The 13933-nt window shown below is 71.2% G+C and carries 14 protein-coding genes and 1 pseudogene; 13 read left to right on the forward strand and 2 right to left on the reverse strand.

What is annotated here, in order from left to right; all coding sequences use genetic code 11:
• Positions 1 to 10: 10 nt before the first annotated feature.
• Both ACZ432_RS08825 and ACZ432_RS08830 read left to right on the forward strand, forming a co-directional pair.
• Positions 11 to 2422 carry a GAF domain-containing protein gene (locus ACZ432_RS08825; protein ID WP_426962653.1) on the forward strand — a complete coding sequence of 804 codons (2412 nt, stop codon included), beginning with the start codon at positions 11 to 13 and terminating at the stop codon, positions 2420 to 2422.
• A 97-nt stretch (positions 2423 to 2519) separates the two neighbouring features.
• Positions 2520 to 3047: a hypothetical protein gene (locus ACZ432_RS08830; RefSeq protein WP_426962652.1), complete on the forward strand. Its 528-nt coding sequence runs from the start codon at positions 2520 to 2522 to the stop codon at positions 3045 to 3047.
• A 1-nt stretch (position 3048) separates the two neighbouring features.
• Here the strand turns inward: ACZ432_RS08830 and ACZ432_RS08835 are convergent, their stop codons facing one another.
• The gene (locus ACZ432_RS08835; RefSeq protein WP_426962651.1) at positions 3049 to 4446 is read right to left on the reverse strand and encodes a signal recognition particle protein Srp54; all 1398 of its coding nucleotides are present in this window, start codon (positions 4444 to 4446) and stop codon (positions 3049 to 3051) included.
• Between the two features lie 135 nt (positions 4447 to 4581).
• Here ACZ432_RS08835 and ACZ432_RS08840 point away from each other — a divergent pair, with 135 nt between their 5' ends.
• Positions 4582 to 5211 (forward strand): LysE family translocator, encoded by a 630-nt coding sequence (locus ACZ432_RS08840; RefSeq protein ID WP_426962650.1) that lies wholly within the window; start codon positions 4582 to 4584, stop codon positions 5209 to 5211.
• Between the two features lie 694 nt (positions 5212 to 5905).
• Here the strand turns inward: ACZ432_RS08840 and ACZ432_RS08845 are convergent.
• Complete coding sequence (locus ACZ432_RS08845) at positions 5906 to 6682, reverse strand: alpha/beta fold hydrolase (RefSeq protein ID WP_426962649.1); 777 nt, start codon at positions 6680 to 6682, stop codon at positions 5906 to 5908.
• 144 nt (positions 6683 to 6826) lie between these two features.
• Here ACZ432_RS08845 and ACZ432_RS08850 point away from each other — a divergent pair, with 144 nt between their 5' ends.
• From ACZ432_RS08850 to ACZ432_RS08895, 10 genes and pseudogenes are all read left to right on the forward strand, one after another.
• A complete protein-coding gene (locus ACZ432_RS08850; protein ID WP_426962648.1) occupies positions 6827 to 7036 on the forward strand; it encodes a hypothetical protein in 210 nt (69 codons plus the stop codon).
• 48 nt (positions 7037 to 7084) lie between these two features.
• Positions 7085 to 7291 (forward strand): annotated as a pseudogene (gene samp2, locus ACZ432_RS08855) (ubiquitin-like small modifier protein SAMP2); the annotation flags it as partial.
• A complete protein-coding gene (locus tag ACZ432_RS08860; RefSeq protein WP_464378863.1) occupies positions 7271 to 7798 on the forward strand; it encodes a peroxiredoxin family protein in 528 nt (175 codons plus the stop codon). The pseudogene samp2 and the gene ACZ432_RS08860, both read left to right, overlap by 21 nt.
• A complete protein-coding gene (locus ACZ432_RS08865; RefSeq protein ID WP_426962647.1) occupies positions 7795 to 8406 on the forward strand; it encodes a GNAT family N-acetyltransferase in 612 nt (203 codons plus the stop codon). The genes ACZ432_RS08860 and ACZ432_RS08865 overlap by 4 nt, the downstream gene beginning before the upstream one ends.
• An 80-nt stretch (positions 8407 to 8486) precedes the next feature.
• Positions 8487 to 9260 carry a 23S rRNA (uridine(2552)-2'-O)-methyltransferase gene (locus tag ACZ432_RS08870; protein WP_426962646.1) on the forward strand — a complete coding sequence of 258 codons (774 nt, stop codon included), beginning with the start codon at positions 8487 to 8489 and terminating at the stop codon, positions 9258 to 9260.
• Between the two features lie 327 nt (positions 9261 to 9587).
• On the forward strand, positions 9588 to 10430 hold the full coding sequence (locus tag ACZ432_RS08875) for a polyprenyl synthetase family protein (RefSeq protein ID WP_426962645.1): 843 nt from the start codon (positions 9588 to 9590) through the stop codon (positions 10428 to 10430).
• Positions 10431 to 10545: 115 nt separating this feature from the next.
• Positions 10546 to 11259, forward strand: a complete 714-nt coding sequence (locus tag ACZ432_RS08880) for a phosphoribosyltransferase family protein (RefSeq protein ID WP_426962644.1) — start codon at positions 10546 to 10548, stop codon at positions 11257 to 11259.
• Between the two features lie 136 nt (positions 11260 to 11395).
• Entirely contained in the window at positions 11396 to 12775 is a 1380-nt protein-coding gene (locus ACZ432_RS08885; protein ID WP_426962643.1) for an NCS2 family permease, read from the forward strand.
• 140 nt (positions 12776 to 12915) lie between these two features.
• On the forward strand, positions 12916 to 13161 hold the full coding sequence (locus ACZ432_RS08890; RefSeq protein ID WP_426962642.1) for a glutathione S-transferase N-terminal domain-containing protein: 246 nt from the start codon (positions 12916 to 12918) through the stop codon (positions 13159 to 13161).
• Positions 13162 to 13346: 185 nt separating this feature from the next.
• Positions 13347 to 13898 (forward strand): DoxX family protein, encoded by a 552-nt coding sequence (locus tag ACZ432_RS08895; protein ID WP_426962641.1) that lies wholly within the window; start codon positions 13347 to 13349, stop codon positions 13896 to 13898.
• Positions 13899 to 13933 lie beyond the last annotated feature (35 nt).

The following is a 13933-nucleotide window of genomic DNA, read 5'->3' on the forward strand; positions in this document are numbered from 1 at the left end:
AGAGTGAGACGTGACTGAAGCGACACGGCTGCTCGTCGTCGGCGAGGAGCCGCCCGCGCCGCTGGTGGAGCGGCTGTCGTCGGTGGGATCGGTCAACCATCGGTCCCCCGCAACGATCGCCGAGCGGTTCGACCCCCTGATCGAGGCGGACACCATCGTCGTGACCGACAGGTCCGCCCGCGACGTGCTCGCGGACGCGCGCCCCGCGACCCCGATCGTCGGATACGGCGTGGACGCGGACGAGGTCGTCGCGACACGCGTCGACGACCTCGACGCGCTCCCGCACGTGGTCCGTGGTGCGGCACTCAACGCCTCCGCGGCGGCCGCGACGCCGGTTTCGACGGTCGACGACGACTCCGACGACTCCCGGTCGCGGCTGGAACGACTCCACGAGGGGACCGCGGAGCTGGTCGGCGTCTCGGACGAGGAGGCGGTTTACGAGTCGGTCGCGCGGATCGCTCGCGACCTCCTCGGGTACGATTTCTGTTACATCGGGATCGCGGAGGGCGACGAGTTCGTCCCCGCCGCCCCCAGTCACGCGTGGCAGGAGCGATTCGACGTCGAGTTCGGCGTCCTCGGCGAGACGTACCGAACCGGGGAGCCGCAGATCATCGACGACGTGAGCGACGTCGAGGCGGCCGACCCACGATGGACGGAGATGCGCTCGGCGCTGAGCGTCCCGTTCGGCGACCGCGGCGTGTTCCAGGCGGCCTCCGACGAGGCGAACGCGTTCGACGAGCGCGACCTCGAGCTGCTCCGGCTGCTGCTGTCGTACGCGGAGAACACGCTCGCGCGGATCGAGTCCGAGACCGAGCTCCGGTCGAGCCGCCGACGCGTGACCGACCTCCACGAGGGCGTGACGGAGCTGACGGGGCTCCGCTCGACCGACGCCGTCTTCGCGAAGACCGTCGAGATCGCCCAGCGCGTGCTCGACCTGGACCGCAGCAGCACGCTCCGTGCGGAGGGCGAGTACCTCCACGCCGCGGCGCTGTCGGAGGGATCGAAGCCGGACGACGTTCGCGACCGGATGCCGATCGACGGCTCGACGCTCGCGGGGCTCACGATCCGGACCGGCGAGTCGCGGCTCGTCCAGGACGTGGCCGCCGACGAGGACGCCGACCCCGCCAAGCCGGAGTACCGGTCGGGGATCAGCGTCCCGATGGGCGACCACGGCGTCTTCCAGGCCGTCTCCACCGAGCGCGACGCCTTCGACGAGCGCGACCTCGAGCTCGCGGAGCTTCTGGCCACTCACGCCGCGGAGACGCTGACGCGCATCGAGGCTCACGAGCGGCTCCGCCGGGAGCGCGACCGCTTCTCGGCGCTGTTCGAGAACATCCCCGACGCGGCCGTCGCCTACGAGTACGTCGACGACGAACCGGTCGTCAGACAGGTCAACCCCGCCTTCGAGGAGGTGTTCGGTTGGGGCGCCGGTACCGTCGTCGACGAGAGCATCGACGACTACATCCTCCCCGACGAGACGGCCGTGAGGGAGACCGCCGACCGGCTCAACGACCAGCTCCGCCGGGGACAGAACGTCCGCGAGGAGGTGCGGCGGCGGACCGCCGACGGCGACCGGTACTTCCTGATCCACGTGATCCCCGTCCAGCTCGACGCCGAGAACATCTCCGGCTACGCCATCTACACCGACGTGACCGAGCGCCGCGAGTACGAACAGCGCCTCGAGCGGCAGAACGAGCGGCTCGATCAGTTCGCCTCCATCGTTTCGCACGACCTCAGGAACCCCCTCTCGGTGGCGACCGGCTACCTCGAGCTCGCCCGCGAGACCGGAGAGAAGGAGCACTTCGACCGCGTGGACGGCGCGCTCGACCGGATGGATCACCTCGTCGAGGACCTGCTGTCGCTCGCGCGGAAGGGCGAGGTCGTCGGCGAGCGGCGGGAGGCCTCGCTGCGCGCGCTCGCGGAGCGCGCGTGGGGGAACGTCTCGACCGAGGACGCGGAGCTCGTCGTCGAGGAGGACCGGACCCTGAACGTCGACCCCGACAGGGCAACGGAGCTGCTGGAGAACCTGTTCCGCAACGCCGTCGAACACGGCTCCACCGCCGGCGACGGTGGGGGTGGAGGTGGAGACGCTGACGCCAGCGGGCCTGCCACCCGACCGAGCGTCGACGCCGTCGAAGCCGCCCCCACGGTCCGGGTGGGGCCCGTCGAGTACCGGGGCGGCGACGGGACCGGGTTCTACGTCGAGGACGACGGCCCGGGCATCCCCGAGAGCGAGCGCGAGAAAGTGTTCGAAACGGGGTACTCGAGCGACGAGTCCGGAACCGGGCTCGGCCTCGCCATCACGCGGCACATCGCGGAGGCCCACGGCTGGGACGTTCGCGCGCTCACCGGCCACGACGGGGGCGCCCGCTTCGAGTTCAAGTTCGACGGCTCCCGCGAGGCCAGCGCCGCCGAGTCGTAGGATCGGTGAACGCGGCGTCCTCCGACAACTTCCCGCCCGACCGGACGGGGCTCTCCCCGCCGCCGCCGTTTTGCCCCCGCGTGCCGTACGGTGACGCATGCCGACAGTGATCGCGGTTCGGGCGGCCGGGGGTGCCGTCGTCGCGGCGGACCGGCTGGCGACCCGCGACGGGCGCGTCCGGAGCCGCGACCGGCGGCGCGTCTTCTCGTTCGACGGCTGGCTGCTCGGAGTCGCGTCCGGGGACGTCGACCGGGTGCGCGACCGACTGGCGGTCGCCGTCGAGGAGTACCGCACCGAGCGCGGTTACACGCCGGGGATCGAGCCGCTCGGACGGCTGGCCGCGGAGGTCGCGGCCGCCGCGGACGCCGACCTCGTCGTGGCCGCCCGCGACGACGAAGGGGCGGCGCGCGTGGCCGCGGTGCGCGCGGACGGGAGCCGGCTCGCGGAGTCGCCCATCGCGCTCGGCACCGGCGCCGAGTTGGCGCTCGGTCGGCTGGAGGCCGCGTCGTTCGACGCACCCGTCGAGAGGGCCGCGGAGACGGTCCGCGAGGTCCTCGCGGGGACCGCCGAGCGCGACCCCGAGACGGGGGAGACGGTCGACGCGGCGACGCTCGACGACGAGTAGCTCAGCCGAACGGGCCCTTGCCGCCGCCCATCAGGTCGCCGAGGCCGCCGCCGCCACCGCCGCCCATCTTCTTCATCATGCGCTGCATGTCGCCGTCGCCCATCCCCTGGAACTGCTCGATGGTGCGCTCCATCATCCGGTGCTGTTCGAGCAGCTGGTTGACGGTCTCCTCGTCGGTGCCGGAGCCGCGGGCGATGCGGCGGACGCGCTCCTGGCCGACCGTGCGGGGGTTCTCGAGCTCCTCGTCGGTCATCGAGTCCATGACCACCTCGAACCGGCGCATCCGGTCCTGGGTCACGTCCATCGCGTCGTCGGGGAGCTGGTCCATCATCCCGCCGCCCATGCCGGGGATCATGTCCATCACCTGGTCGAGCGGCCCCATCTTGTTCATCGCCGCCATCTGCTTTTGCATGTCCTTCAGGGTGAAGCTCCCCTGCAGCATGTCCTCGGGCTCCCAGTCGTCCTCCTCCTCGCCCGTCTCCTGCATCGCGCGCTCGACGCGCTCGGAGAGCTGCTTGAGGTCGCCCATCCCGAGCAGCCGGGAGATGAACCCCGACGGCTCGAAGCGCTCGATGTCCTGCACCGTCTCGCCGGTGCCGAGGAAGGCGATGGAGGAGTCGGTCTCGTTGACCGCCGTCAGCGCGCCGCCACCCTTCGCGGTCCCGTCGAGCTTGGTGATCATCACGCCGTCGATGCCGATCGACGACTCGAACTGGCTGGCCTGATCTTTCGCGCCCTGGCCGATGGCGGCGTCGAGCACGAGCAGCGAGCGGTCGGGGGCCACCTCGGCCTCGATCTGCTCGATCTCGTCGATCAGGTCGTCCTCCAGCGCGTGGCGACCGGCGGTGTCGACGATGCGCACGTCGGCGTCCTGGGTCTCCTCGAGTCCCTTCCGGGCGATGTCGACCGGGTCGTCGTTGTCCGGGTCGCCGTAGAAGTCGACCTCGGCGCGCTCGCACATCTGCTTGGCCTGGTCGTAGGCGCCGGGCCGGAAGGTGTCCGTCTGGATGACGGCGGGGCGGAGCCCCTTCTTGGAGAACCACCACGCCATCTTGGCGGCGGAGGTGGTCTTCCCCGACCCCTGCAGACCGGCGAGCATGATCGTCTGCGGCTCCAGCGGGAGCTCCGTGGAGTCGCCGACGAGGTCGACCATCTCCTCGTAGACGATCTTGAGGACGTGGTCCTTCGCGGTCGTGCCGCCCGGCGGCTCCTCCTCCAGCGCGCGCGTCTCGATAGCGTCCGACAGCTCCATCACGAGGGAGACGTCGACGTCGGCGGAGAGCAGGGAGCGCTGGATCTCCTTGACGATCTCCTCGACGTCGTCCTCGCTGAGTCGGGACTTCCCCTGCAGCTTGTTCAGGCTGCCGCGGAGGGAGCTCCCGAGGTCGTCCAGTACCATTTGCCCGACCTTGGCGGTCCACGCGGTAAAGGCTTTGTTCGTCGCGTTCGCGCGGGCGGGACGCCGCCGGCCGGCCGCGAGCGCTCCCTGCCGGCACCGACGCGCTGAAACCGCCGCCGGCCGCACCCCTCCTCGATGGTGCTCCCCGACCCGGCGACGTACCTGCTGTTCCTGTCGGCCGCGGTCGCGCTGATCCTCGCACCCGGACCGGACACGCTGTTCGTGCTCTCGCAGGGCGTCCAGTCGCGGGGGCTCGGCGTCCGCGCCGCGCTCGGCGTCGCGGTCGGCGTGCTGTTCCACACCGCGCTCGCGGCGCTCGGCCTCGCAGCGGTCTACCGGACCGTCCCCGCGGCCGCGGACGCCGTCCGACTGCTCGGCGGGGCGTATCTGGCCCTGCTGGGCGCCGCCACGCTGCGGAACGCGGGCGAGAGAGCGGTCGGGGACAGTGAGCCAGAGAACCGCGCCGCGGGCGCGACCGCCACAGGCGGCTTCCGCCGCGGCTTCCTCGTGAACGCCGCCAACCCGCAGGTGGCGCTGTTCTTCCTCGCGCTGCTGCCGGGGTTCATCGAGGGGCCGGACCGGACGCTCGGCATGGCGGTGCTCGGCGGCACCTACGCCGTCCTGACCGCGGGCTACCTCGCGGCCGTGGCGACCGCCGCGGACGCCGCCGCCTCGCTCGTGGGCGCGCGCTCGACGCGCGTCCTGCTCGACCGCGTCGCGGGCGCCGTGCTGATCGGACTCGGGGCGTGGGTCGTGCTCGGGTGAGTCGGACGGTGACGGAGGACCGCCGCCCAGGTTCGACCCCGTGCTGCTCCGCCGATCGCGGCCGGCCCTTCCGGACGCTCCGACCGGCTCTCGGTGCGCCGTGCCCGAGCTTTCTGTCTCGGTCGCAGATCCGGCTTCTCGGGACGGCGACGTTCGGAGATCCCGGCACCGTACCGCGACTGTACCGCGACCGCACCGCGACTGCGCCGCGACTCCACCGCACGGTACCGCACGGCACCGCACGGTACCGCACGGCACCGCAACCGAGGCCTCGTCCCTCCCCAGCCTCGGCCGCGCCGCCGGCGAGGTTGGGGAGGTGTGAGGCTGCGGTTCGGTTGCGGTGCTGTGCGGTCGCGGTGGGGGGACTGAAAGGGACAGCCGGCTCGATCCGGCCCCGGCGCCGCAAGCACTCGCGCCGGGCGGTGTGGAGAGGCGCGAGCGCGCAGAGCGTGCCGCGGCCGGTCGAGCCGGCTGGGGATTTCTGGGCGTTAGTGTTCCGAACAGCAGGATCGACAGCAGATACAGAAAAACCGTATGAGAACGAGTCGGCTGGGGCTTTCTGGACGTTACTGTCCAGATCAACAGGATCTGCAACAGAAACACAAAAAACGTCGTACGGACAGCCGGGTAGGACGTTCTGAGTGTTGGCGTCCCGATCAGCAACGTCTCCACCAGAACTGGCTACGTATCTCGCCTATTCATCGGTCTGCGTGTCGAGCCAGCCGCGGAGCTCGTCGTTGACGGCCGCGGAGGCTTCGACCCCCGCGAGGTGGCCGGCCGCGACCGACCGGAACTCCCCGCGCGGCAGGCCCTCCGCGAGCGTCTCGCCGTAGTGGGGCGGGCAGGCGTCGTCGGCGTCGCCGTGGACCACGAGCGCGGGCGTCGTTAGCTCGTGAAGCCGGTCGCCGACGTCGAACGCCTCTACGGCCGCGCGGTGGGCCGCGAACGTCTCCGGGTCGGCGTCCTCCGCGATCCGCCAGTCGGTGATCCGGTCGAGCACGTCCGGGTGGCGCTCGCGGAAGCCGGGGGAGAAGGCGGCCTCCAGCGAGGCGCGGACCGCGGCCGGATCGTTCGGGTCGGCCCAGACCGCGTCCGGGTCGTACGCGTCGCCGGTCGCGGCCGTCCCGATGAGGAAGAGGCTCCGCGGGCGCGAGGAGGCGAGCGCGTACGCCTGCGCGACCATCCCGCCGAGCCCGTAGCCCACGAGGTGCGCCTTGCGGATCCCCGCCTCGGCCAGCACCGCGTCCACGTCCGCCGCGAGCGTCGCGGCGTCGAGAGGACCCTCCGGGGGGTCCGACTCGCCGATCCCGCGGGGTTCGATCGTGACCGTGGTGTACGGTCCCGCCACCGCGCCGTGCTGCCACCCGAACTGCCACGCGCCGAGCCCGGCGTCGCCACAGAAGACGACCGCCGGGCCGTCGCCGTCCGTCTCGTACCGGATCCGCGCGCCGTCGTTCGTTGCGTAGGCCACGGCCGCGGTTCGCCCGCGGACGGTTTACGCGTTCGGGTGACCGAGCGCAGGGCGTGACCGCGCTCGTGAGCACGGCCCGGGGACCGATTCCGTGGTGACGACCGACACACTCTTTCGGCGTGCGTCCCTGTCGGCGATCGATCGATGCCACGGTGCGTGCGCTGCGACACGGAGATGGACCCGAAAAGCGAGGGACTCCTCGCGAAGATCGGGCTGGCTGGGCGGGACGGCTACGAGTGTACCCGGTGCGGGGCGCTGCTGTGCTCGGAGTGTTTCAAGCGCCGGACCATCGAGCTCGCGGGCACGTCCCACGAACGCTGCCCCACCTGTGAGGGGACCCTGGAGAAGCGGTAGCCACGCGCCACCAGACCGCTTAAACGGCGCGCCGCCCCAGTCACGCGTATGAACGTGACCGTGGAGGTCGTCGGTGCAGGGGACCGCGACCTCGCGCTCGCGGACGACGCCACCTACGGCGACGTGATCCGCGAGGCCGGATACAGCCCGCAGGAGGCGTCCGTCCTCGTCGACGGCTCGCCCGTCCCCGAGGACAGCCCGGTCGAGGCCGAGCGCGTCACCCTCCTCCGGCTGATCAAGGGCGGGGCGGAGGACGCCACGTCCGCCGGGGACCAGCCCTCGACCGACCCCAACGACCTCGATTTCTCGCTGCCGAATCCCGGCCCCGGTCCCGACCCGCTCTCCCTGACAGACTTGGACGCGGACGTGGCGGTACTGCTGTTTCACCGCGATTTCCTCTGCGGCAACTGCCGCGAGCAGGTCGAGGCGGTCTGTGACCGCTACGAGGAGTTCGCCGAGCTGAACGCGGAGGTCGTCTCGGTGCTCCCCGAACCGCGCGAGAAGGCGGCCGAGTGGGTGGTGTACCACGACGCGCCCTACCCGATCGTCGCGGACCCGGACAGCGAGCTGGCGACCCGATACGGCCAGCCGGTGAAGTTCGGCCCGCTCGGTCGGCGGTTCGACCTGCTCGGGCGGATGCCGCTTGCCGCGCTCGTCGACCTCCGGCGCGAGCCCGAACTGCTGTGGGGCCACGCCGGCGACACGCCGGTCGACCGGCCCGACGTGGACGACCTGCTCGACGAACTCCGGAAGTTCGCGTGACCGGCGGCTCGGGCGGCCCCACGGACGCGCCCGCCCTTCCGGATCCGGAGCCGCCCGACGGCGTTCGGCTCAGGACCGCGACCCCCGCGGACGAACTCGACGTGCGGCGCGTGCTCGACGGCGCGATGCTGGAGGTGGCAGACGAGGCGCTCGCGACCGCGCTCGCCGCCGGTACCGCGCTCGTCGCGCTCGCGGAGCGGGGCAGCGACCGCGACCCCGCGGTCGCGGGCGCGCTGGTCGTCACCGCCGTCGGCGACGCGGACGCCGCTCACCTCGACGCGGTCGCGGTCCGGCGGTCGAGACGCGGTCGCGGGGTCGGCACCGCGCTCGTCGCCCGGGCGCTCGCGGACGCCGCCGCGGCCGGTCACGACCGCATGACGGCCGCGTACGACGCGTCGCTCCGCGAGTTCTACGCGGACCTGGGATTCTCCGCCACACCGATCGGCGAGCGGGGCGGCGAATCGCGCGATGAGAGCGGGGGAAACGACGCCGGCGACGGCGCGAGTGACGGCGCGAGCGACGAGGAGGGGGCCGACGCCGACCGCCTCCGGGGGATCCGTCCGCTCCCGGCGGGCGGACACGGCTGCGAGGGCGAGCGGTCGGGATAGCCCGCGCCGCCGCGTCACGTCCCCGCACACGGCCGCTCCGAGCGACGCTCATAAACGCCGCGGCCGCCAAACACGGGGAAATGACTCGCAAGGACGACTACTACAACCGGGCCAAACAGCAGGGGTACCGCGCCCGGTCCGCCTACAAGCTCAAGCAGATCGACGAGACGGCGGACCTCTTCGACCGCGGGGACACCGTGGTCGACCTCGGCGCGGCCCCCGGCGGCTGGCTGCAGGTCGCGGCCGAGGAGGTCGGCGAGGGCGGGACCGTGATCGGCGTCGACCTCCAGCGCATCGACGAGTTGGAGTCGGAGGCGGTCGAGACCCTCCGCGGCGACATGACCGAGGAGAAGACGCGGGACAAACTCCGCGACCGGATGGACGGCCGACAGGCCGACGTGGTCGTCTCGGACATGGCGCCGAACATGACCGGTCAGTACGACCTCGACCACGCCCGCTCGGTCCATCTCGCGCGACAGGCGTTCAAGACCGCCCGCGAGGTCCTCGCGCCCGGCGGCGATTTCGTCGTGAAGGTGTTCCAGGGCCGCGACCTCGACGACTTCCGCGAGGAGGTCGGCGAGGCGTTCGAGTACGTCCGCACCGTCTCCCCCGAGGCCTCCCGCGACTCCTCCTCCGAGGTGTTCCTCGTCGGCAAGGGCCAGATCACCGCGCCCGTCGAGGAGGGCGACCGGATCGAGGTCGAGATCGAGAGCGTCGGCAGCGAGGGCGACGGCATCGCGAAGGTGGAGGGGTACACCCTGTTCGTCCCCGGTACGGAGGCCGGCGACACGGTGGAGGTCGTCGTCGACGACATCAAGCCGAAGTTCGGCTTCGCCGACCGCGCGGACGAGTAGGGGTTCGTGGTCGGGCCGATCGCGGCGCTGGTCCTTCTGCGGATCTCCTCGGCCGGAACCGTCCCGCTCGGAGCGCCCCGGCCGGTTTTCGCTGATACGGAACGTGTTCTGCCGCAGAGTCTACCGTGCCGGACAGCACCGCCCCGCACAGCACCGCCCCGCACAGCACCGCGCTCGCCCTGCAACCGCACCGCTGCGGGACGAACCGATCAAAACCCGGCTACTGCCGACCTCCTCGCGAATGCCCTCGCAACTGGCCCGGGAGGAGCGGCGCCGATCCGCGCGTTTCCGTCACACCTTTGCGCCGGGGTCCCGTTTTTATACGCAATGGAGTATCTGGAGCGCCGGGTCGCGCTCGTCGACGAGCGGCTTGAGGCCCTCATCGAGGAGGTCGAGCCGGACGCGCTCTCGGAGCGGCTCTCCCACGTCGTGCTCGCGGGCGGTAAGCGGGTACGGCCGGCGGTGACGGTGCTGGCCTGCGAGGCGGTCGGGGGCGACCCCGACGAGGCGGTCGAGTTCGCGGTCGGCGTCGAACTCGTCCACAACGCCTCGCTGGTGGTCGACGACATCATCGACCGCTCGGACGTGCGCCGCGGGACCCCCTCCGCGTGGGCGGAGTACGGCTACGGCCCCGCCATCGTCGCCTCCGACGGCCTGCTCGGGGAGGCGTTCGCGCTGTTCTCGGCCGACGAGCGCGCGATGCGTATCGTCGCGGAGGCGCTCGTCGAACTCGGCGAGGGCGAGGCGACCGAACTGGTGGACCGCCCCGCCAGCGAGCCGGAGTACATGACGCTCGCGCGGCGGAAGACGGGCGCGCTGTTCCGCGCGGCCGCGGAGTTGGGTGCGGTCGCGGGCGGCGCGGACCCGTTCGTCGTGGAGTCGTTCGGCGACTACGCCGAGCGCGTCGGCGTCGCCTTCCAGATCCGCGACGACGTGCTCGACGCGACCGCCGACGCCGAGGCGCTCGGCAAGCCAACCGGACAGGACGAGCAGATGGACCGCCCCTCGGTCGTGCAGGTCACCGGCCTCTCGCCGGAGGAGGCGAACGCCCGCGCCCGCGAGCAGTCCGACGAGGCGCTCGCGGCGCTTTCGGCGACCGAACTCGACGAGACCGCCGCGATGGGCTACCTGCGGGACCTCGCGGAGTTCGTCGTCGTGCGGGAGCGCTGACCCGGCCGGTCGCACCACCGTCCTCGGCGGTGCCAACGCAGCACACGGACGTGTGCAGGAATCGCGTCGGTACGCATCGACGTGTTCATACTTGTGCAACCACGTAATCCGGGGCATGAACCGCGCAGAGAAGGCCGCCCTGCAGCTGCAGGCGGTCGCCGTCCTCCGGATGCTGAAGGAGACCCGCACGTACGACGAACTGGCCGAGGTGACCGGCCTCCCCGCCGGCGACCTCAACAGGTACGTCAACGGGCACGTCCTTCCGGGCGCGGAGCGCGCTCGGGAGGTGGTCGAGGGCGTCGGCCGCGACGCCCTCGCCGAGGAGCTGGACGCCCGCGTGGAGTTCGACGAGGAGGGGTACGTCGACAACTCCGCGGTCGTCTTCGACCAGTCGTTCCTCGACCTGGTCGCGCCGGTCGCGGCGGAGTCGTTCGACTTCGAGAGCCCGGACGTGGTGCTCACCGCGGCGACCGACGGGATCACCCTCGGGGCCGCGATGGCCTCCTTCTTCGACGCGCGGCTGGCGTACGCCAAGAAGTCCAAGGAGACCGCCGTCGAGGAGTTCATCGAGTCGCGCCAGCGGCTCGCGTCCGGCATCGAACTCACCTACTACCTGCCCGCCCGCGCCGTCTCCGCGGGCGACACGGTGCTGGTCGTCGACGACCTGATCCGGTCGGGGGAGACGCAGGAACTGCTGCTGGACATCGCCGTGCAGGCGGACGCGGACGTGACCGGCGTCTTCACGCTGATCGCCGTCGGCGACGAGGGGATGGACCGCGCGCGGGAGATCGTGGACGCGCCCGTCGGCGCGCTGGCCACCTTCGAGTAGCCGGATAGGCACGTTCGCGCCGTTTTCTGACGGTCGCACCACACGTCCCGGGAGTTCCGATCCATTTCTGTGTATATCTGCGTATCTCCGACAGCAACGCTTATGTGGGTTATCAGGTGTATGCACAGACATCCACATGGGGCTGACAGACTCCCTGAACGCGTACTTCGACGTCGACGAACACGACTCCGACCTCCGGACGGAGGTGCTCGCGGGATTCACCACGTTCCTGGCGATGTCGTACATCATCGTCGTGAACCCGTTCATCCTCGCGGAGGCCATCCAGATCGAGGGGTACGAGTTCATCGAGGTGGTCCAGATGATCGCCATCGCGACGATCATCGCCTCCGCGGTCGCGACGCTGGTGATGGCCGTCTACGCCAACCGGCCGTTCGCGCTCGCGCCCGGGATGGGGCTGAACGTCTTCTTCGCGGTGACGGTCGTCGGAATCCTGGGGATCCCGTGGCAGACCGCGCTCGCGGCGGTGTTCGTCGAGGGCGTGATCTTCATGGTCCTGACGGCGGTCGGCGCGCGCAAGTACATCATCGAGCTGTTCCCCGAGCCGGTGAAGTACGCGGTCGGGGCCGGTATCGGCGGCTTCCTGCTGTTCATCGGGCTTCAGGAGATGCGCGTGGTCGTCGACGAGCCCGCGACGCTCGTCCAGCTCGGCCCGATCGCCTCCGACCCGTGGTCGATACTCGGCGTCGTCGGCGTCGCGCTCACGCTGCTCCTGTGGGCCCGCGGCGTCCGCGGCTCGGTCATCCTCGGCGTCCTCGCGACCGCGGTGACCGGCTGGGCGCTCACGCTCGGCGGGCTCTTCGACCGCGGGACGATAACCCCCGAGACGCTCCCCGCGGCGCAGTACGACATCACGCCGCTGGCGGGCGCGTTCCTCGAGGGACTCGCGGACATCGACCCCGTGACGTTCACCTTCGTCGTGTTCACGTTCTTCTTCGTCGACTTCTTCGACACCGCCGGCACGCTGATCGGCGTCGGGCAGTTCGGCGACTTCCTCGACGAGGACGGCGACCTCCCCGAGGCCGAGAAGCCGCTGATGGCCGACGCGGTCGGGACCACCGTGGGCGCGATGCTCGGCACCTCCACGGTGACCACCTACATCGAGTCCTCCACGGGCGTCGAGGAGGGCGGCCGCACCGGCCTCACCGCGCTGGTCGTCGCCGCGCTGTTCACCGTCTCGCTCGTCGCCGTCCCGGTCGTGGCGGCGATCCCGGCGTACGCCTCCTACATCGCGGTCGTCGTGGTCGGCGTGATGATGTTCCAGGGCGTCACCGACATCGACTGGTCGCACCCGGCCTGGACCGTCTCCGGCGCGCTGACGATCACGATCATGCCGTTCGCCTACTCGATCGCCGACGGGCTCGCGGCCGGCATCGTCGCCTTCCCGCTCGTGAAGGCCGCGATCGGTGAGGCCGACGACGTGCGCCTCGGCCAGTGGGTGCTCGCGGTCGTGCTGGTGAGCTACTACGTGCTCCAGACCGGCGGCTTCGTGTTCTGAACGCGACCCCGCTCCGTTCCCGGCGGGTTCCCACCGCTTCCGCGCTCCCTTCCGACTGTCCGGACGGCACCGGCGCGCGTTCGCGTGCGCGACGCACGGCACCAACGCCTTCTTTGTCGACACCACCCTACGTTCCGGCGATGACGGACATCACGCTCTACGAACTGGAGGGCTGCCCGTACTGCGCGAAGGTGAAGGACAAGCTCGCGGAGCTCGGGCTGGAGTACGACTCGGTGATGGTCCCGCGCTCGCACGGCGAGCGCGACGAGGTGAAGGCGGTCAGCGGTCAGACCGGCGTCCCCGTGCTCGTCGACGAGGCGCACGGCGTCGAGGGGATGCCGGAGTCCGACGACATCGTCGAGTACCTCGAGGAGACGTACGCGTAGGCGCTGCCGACGACGCCGGGGGGACCGTCCCCCGGCGCCACCGCGGACGGAACGGGTCGGCTTCCGTACTTTTTGCTACTCGTTCCGGACACTTGAGGAGCCGCCGCCGTTCCTGTGCCGTGGGACCGCGGTCCTGTTTATAAGGGGTCGCCGGCCGGAGATACACCTGTAAGGAGGTGCCACCTATGTCCACACAACTCGAGCGCGGCGCGGCGCGTCCGGTGCTCGAAGACGTCGGTCCGGGAGTCGAGTGGTTCAGCGTCGGCCTGCGGGTGCTGATCGGGTGGGTGTTCCTGAGCGCGGGGCTCGGCAAGCTCCTCGGCGGGTTCACCGCGCAGGGCTACCTCGCCAACGTCGACCCCGCGAGCCCCCTGAGCGGGCTCTACGGGGCGATGGCCGCCAGCCCGACCGTGATCGCGGTCGTCGACGTGGCCGTTCCGGTCGGACAGGTCATGATCGGCCTCGGGCTGATCACCGGGACCCTGCTCCGGTTGGCCGCGTTCTTCGGGGCGCTCCAGGCCACGGCGTTCTACTTCGGCAACTGGGACATGAGCGGGGCCTACGAGGTGCTGATGGGCTTTGCCACCTCGGAGCTGATCTACGTCGCGGTGTTCCTCGCGGTCGCCGCGATGGCCGCCGGGCGCACCTACGGCCTCGACGCCTCCATCGAGCGGTACGAGGTCGACGGCGAACCGCTCGTCGAGAAATACCCGCGGCTCCGGTACGTCCTCGGCTGACCGGACGCGACCGGTCCTGACCGGGGGCTGCGGCT

Source organism: Haloparvum alkalitolerans (genome assembly GCF_055381565.1).

Coding starts and splice junctions, on each gene's coding strand:
- ACZ432_RS08840 (WP_426962650.1), top strand. CDS start 4,582: ATGGTGCTCCCCGACCCGGCGACGTACCTGCTGTTCCTGTCGGCCGCG.
- ACZ432_RS08850 (WP_426962648.1), top strand. CDS start 6,827: ATGCCACGGTGCGTGCGCTGCGACACGGAGATGGACCCGAAAAGCGAG.
- ACZ432_RS08875 (WP_426962645.1), top strand. CDS start 9,588: ATGGAGTATCTGGAGCGCCGGGTCGCGCTCGTCGACGAGCGGCTTGAG.
- ACZ432_RS08895 (WP_426962641.1), top strand. CDS start 13,347: ATGTCCACACAACTCGAGCGCGGCGCGGCGCGTCCGGTGCTCGAAGAC.
- ACZ432_RS08830 (WP_426962652.1), top strand. CDS start 2,520: ATGCCGACAGTGATCGCGGTTCGGGCGGCCGGGGGTGCCGTCGTCGCG.
- ACZ432_RS08870 (WP_426962646.1), top strand. CDS start 8,487: ATGACTCGCAAGGACGACTACTACAACCGGGCCAAACAGCAGGGGTAC.
- ACZ432_RS08885 (WP_426962643.1), top strand. CDS start 11,396: ATGGGGCTGACAGACTCCCTGAACGCGTACTTCGACGTCGACGAACAC.
- ACZ432_RS08890 (WP_426962642.1), top strand. CDS start 12,916: ATGACGGACATCACGCTCTACGAACTGGAGGGCTGCCCGTACTGCGCG.
- ACZ432_RS08880 (WP_426962644.1), top strand. CDS start 10,546: ATGAACCGCGCAGAGAAGGCCGCCCTGCAGCTGCAGGCGGTCGCCGTC.
- ACZ432_RS08835 (WP_426962651.1), bottom strand. CDS start 4,446: ATGGTACTGGACGACCTCGGGAGCTCCCTCCGCGGCAGCCTGAACAAG.